Raw genomic sequence first — 4,602 nt, 5'->3', positions numbered from 1 at the left:
CAGATTCGTCTGCAACCGGGCGTGATTGGTGCCCAGGCCAACGCCTGGCTGGCACCGTTCGGACGCAAGATCGGCCCGGACCCGGCCTCGATCAACGCCTGCAAGATCGGCGGTATCGTCGCCAACAATGCCAGCGGCATGTGCTGCGGCACGGCGCAAAACACCTATCACACCCTGGCCGGCATTCGTCTGGTGCTGGCTGACGGCAGTCGTCTCGACACTGAAGATGCCACCAGCGTCGCAGCGTTTCGCCAAAGCCACGCCGCTCTGTTGGAGCGTTTGACAACCCTGGGACGCGAGACCCGCGCCAACGCCGAACTGGCTGCGAGAATTCGCCACAAATACCGTCTGAAAAATACCACCGGCCTGTCGCTCAATGCCTTGGTGGATTTCGACGAGCCTGTGGATATCTTGAGCCACTTGCTGGTGGGCTCCGAGGGCACGCTAGGGTTCATCAGCGCGGTGACCTACGACACGGTGATCGACCATCCGAACAAGGCCTCGGCCCTGATTGTGTTCCCGGATGTCGAGACCTGCTGCAACGCGGTCACCGTACTGAAAAGCCAACCGGTGTCGGCCGTGGAACTGCTGGACCGGCGCAGCCTGCGTTCAGTGCAGGACAAACCCGGCATGCCGCCTTTCGTACAACAGCTGTCGAACAATGCCTGCGCCTTGCTGATCGAATCCCGCGCCGCGTCGTCCACCTTGCTGCACGAACAACTGGCGCAGATCATGGCGTCGCTGAAAACGTTCCCCGTGGAAAAGCAGGTCGATTTCACTGAGGATCCACAGGAAAACGCCCGTCTCTGGGCCATCCGCAAAGACACCTTCCCTGCCGTCGGCGCAGTGCGCAAGACCGGCACCACGGTGATCATCGAAGACGTCACCTTCCCGATCGAACAACTGGCCAGCGGCGTTAACCGCCTGATCGAACTGTTCGACAAACATCACTACGACGAAGCGATCCTTTTCGGACACGCGCTGGAAGGCAATCTGCACTTCGTCTTCACCCAAGGCTTCAACAGCCCGGAAGAAGTCGCACGCTATCAGGCGTTCATGGACGACGTGGCGCAACTGGTGGCAGTGGAGTTCGGCGGTTCGCTGAAAGCCGAACACGGCACCGGGCGCAACATGGCGCCGTTCGTCGAACTGGAATGGGGCAGCGATGCCTACCAATTGATGTGGCAGCTCAAGCGTCTGCTGGATCCCAACGGCATTCTCAACCCGGACGTGGTACTCAGCGAAGATCCGCAGATCCACCTAAAGCACCTCAAGCCCTTGCCCGCCGCTGACGAGATTGTGGACAAGTGCATCGAGTGCGGCTTCTGCGAACCGGTTTGCCCGTCGAAAGGACTGACCCTGAGCCCGCGTCAGCGCATCGTGATCTGGCGCGACATTCAGGCGAAGAAACGCGCGGGCATCGATACGTCCGAACTCGAAACCGCTTACGACTATCAAGGCATCGATACCTGCGCCGCGACCGGCCTGTGCGCGCAACGTTGCCCTGTAGGCATCAATACCGGCGAACTGGTGAAAAAGCTGCGTAGCCGGAAGGCGACGCATACGAAAACCGCCAACTGGCTTGAAGGAAATTTCGCCACGGCACTGCAAGGTGCGCGCTTCACCCTGCACGTAGCCAATGGTGCGCGCCTGTTGTTGGGAGCGCCGCGCCTGGCAAAACTTTCCGCAGCCGCCAGCAAGCTGTCCAAGGGGCAGGTCCCGCTGTGGACCAATGCCATGCCTCAGCCTGAACGGCCGATCCGCTTCAGCCCGGCGATCAACGATGAGCGTCCGCGTGTGGTGTACCTCGCCGCCTGCGTATCAAGGGCCATGGGGCCGGCGGCGGGCGACACGGAACAAATGTCGCTGCACGACAAGACCCGAGGCCTGCTGGAAAAGGCCGGTTATCAGGTGGTTTTCCCGGACAACCTCGACAACCTGTGCTGCGGTCAGCCGTTCGCGTCCAAAGGCTACGCCGAGCAAGCCGAACACAAACGCCAGGAGCTGATTGGCGCGTTGCTGCACGCCAGCCGCGGCGGGCTCGACCCGATCTACTGCGACACCAGCCCCTGCACCTTGCGTCTGGTTCAGGACTTGAGCGAAAACCGTCTGGACCTGTACGACCCGGTGCGCTTCATTCGCACGCACTTGATGGATCGCCTCGACTTCACACCGCAGGATGCGCCGATTGCGGTGCACGTCACTTGCAGCACTCAGCACCTTGGCGAAAGTCAGGCGCTGATCGATCTGGCGCGCAAATGCAGCAAAAACGTGGTCATTCCCGAAGGCATTCACTGCTGCGGCTTCGCCGGCGACAAGGGTTTCACCACGCCGGAGTTGAACGCCCATTCCCTGCGCACGCTCAAGGACGCGGTGCAACAATGCAGCGAGGGGATATCGACCAGCCGCACCTGTGAGATCGGTCTGACGCAACATGGCGGCATTGACTACCACGGACTAGTCTATCTGGTGGACCGCGTTACCCAGGCTAGGGTGCCCTGATAGCAGGATCTACAGGAAGGTGCATAGACGTGCATTCCTTAACGCTACTTGCCGGAATCGACAGCTCTACAGTAGAAAAGCAGAACCCTGACGTGCCGCCGCAGTCCACTGATCAAGTCCCGCTAATGCGGGACTTCCTAAAACTCGGTAGACCGTTTTGATGGCCAGCAATGACTGGTCCTTCAGTCCAAGGAGATACACATGAATCGTTCTGTGCTGTTAGGTTTGTTCGTTGTTGCTTCCATGATGGCTTCCACTTCGTTTGCGGCCGAAAAAGACCAGTGCGCGGTCAACCTGCAAACCATCGAAAACGGCAAGGCACAGATTCCCGGGGAAATGCTTGACCAGGTGGAGGCCTCCGTCAAGAAAGCCAAAGCCGACCAGGCAAAAGGCACCAAGGCAGGTATTGATGATTGCATCGCCGAGACCAACCAAACCATCATGGACGTCACGAACGCGCACAAAGGCGCGAAGTAACTCAGTTCAAGGCCAACCTTCGGGTGGGCCTTGTTGGTGTACATCAACAACGGAGTACTGGCAGCCGGGAGTTCAAAGCCCGGCTGCGTCCGATACGAAGCAAACCAAAACCCGCCAGTTGCGGGTTTTGTTGCATCTGGGGTCTGGAAATGTGTAACCGTCCGCATCGCTGGAAAAAGCTCGACACGTTTTCTGAAAAACCGAATTCTTGCGTTGAATCGTAGTCTTTGAGGTAAGCCCCATCAGATCGTGACTGATTTTTCGGGCTCGGCTTGGCCGTCCACTCATACGGCAGCACCGAGACCATCAGCTCAAGGAGATACCCATGAAACGCACCACACTCGCTGGCCTGTTCATTGCTGCTGCCATGCTGGCCTCTCCTGTATTTGCTGCGGACAACAACCTTTGTACGAGCAAACTGCAAGAGCTCAAAGGCAAAGTGAATGCGCTGCCGGCGACCTCCGGAAGCACCACAATGGAGATCAAAAGACTGATGTCCAGCGCCGAAGCCTCACAAGCCTCCGGAGACGACAAAAAATGCGTCACCGAGGCCACCCAGGCAATGGCACTCGCTGACAGACAGAGCAACGAGCCCAACCCATAATTTGTGGTGGCCAACCTTCGGGTTGGCCTTCTGGGTCACGTTGACGTACACTGTACAGGCTTGTTGCTCACTTGATTCAAAGAGCACCAGGCTCGGGGCCGTTTAGGATTCGACGCCGGTTGCGAAACTTTAGGTGCATGCCGAGTTGGTAACAGAACTCGTAAATCCACTGTTGCAACTTCCTATAGTTGCCAATGACGAAACCTACGGGGAATACGCTCTCGCTGCGTAAGCAGCCTTAGCCCTTCCCTCCTGGTACCTTCGGGTCCAGCAATCATCAGGGGATGTCTGTAAACCCAAAGTGATTGTCATATAGAACAGAATCGCCGTGCAGTACGTTGTGGACGAAGCGGCTAAAACTTACACAACTCGCCCAAAGCACCCTGCCCGTCGGGTCGCTGAGGGTTAACTTAATAGACACGGCTACGCATGTAGTACCGACAGCGGAGTACTGGCGGACGGGGGTTCAAATCCCCCCGGCTCCACCACTTCATCATCTAAAGACGTCCACGGACGTCTTTTTTTGTGCCTGAAATCCAATGAATACAAGGGTTTCGGCGCCTTTGGGGTCTTTGGAGAGTTTCTGAGTTCCAGGCGCTTTGGTATCCCAGGTGGTATCCCGGACCACCAAATGCTATTTTCAGGATACCAAAACGGTGCTGGAGGTAGCCCCCATGCCTACTAACGCAACCCGCCTCTCCGATCGCCAGCTCAAGGCGGTCAAAGCAACTGGTAAAGACTTCGTCCTCAGCGACGGCGATGGCTTGCAGCTTCGAGTACGCGCCAGCGGCTCGATGATGTGGAATTTCAATTACCGCGAGCCGTTGACCAGAAGCCGTATCAACATGGCGCTCGGTCCTTACCCCGACCTCTCCCTCGCCAACGCCCGGAAGAAAGCCGCAGAGGCGCGTGAGTTGCTCGCTTTGGGCACTGATCCCAAAACCCAGCGTAACGAGGTAAGGCAAGCCAAACTTGCTGAGACTGAACATACTTTCGAGAAGGTGGCCACTGCCTGGTTC

4 protein-coding genes and 1 other RNA gene are annotated in these 4,602 nt (G+C 57.9%); all 5 read left to right on the top strand.

Features of this window, described 5'->3' with window-relative positions; translation table 11 throughout:
- A partial coding sequence (locus AC1DVH_RS26525; RefSeq protein WP_477756289.1) for an FAD-binding and (Fe-S)-binding domain-containing protein occupies positions 1-2,502 on the top strand: 2,502 nt, incomplete at its 5' end.
- Between the two features lie 201 nt (positions 2,503-2,703).
- On the top strand, positions 2,704-2,979 hold the full coding sequence (locus tag AC1DVH_RS26520; protein ID WP_477756288.1) for a hypothetical protein: 276 nt from the start codon (positions 2,704-2,706) through the stop codon (positions 2,977-2,979).
- 325 nt (positions 2,980-3,304) lie between these two features.
- Positions 3,305-3,583, top strand: a complete 279-nt coding sequence (locus AC1DVH_RS26515) for a hypothetical protein (protein ID WP_477756287.1) — start codon at positions 3,305-3,307, stop codon at positions 3,581-3,583.
- Positions 3,584-3,677: 94 nt separating this feature from the next.
- Positions 3,678-4,071: a transfer-messenger RNA gene (gene ssrA, locus AC1DVH_RS26510) on the top strand.
- A 186-nt stretch (positions 4,072-4,257) separates the two neighbouring features.
- The coding region (locus AC1DVH_RS26505) for an integrase arm-type DNA-binding domain-containing protein (RefSeq protein WP_477756286.1) at positions 4,258-4,602 on the top strand (345 nt) is incomplete at its 3' end.

The sequence above is a fragment of the Pseudomonas sp. P4_C3 genome (assembly GCF_056402075.1).
This window is presented reverse-complemented; position numbering and strand designations above follow the sequence as displayed.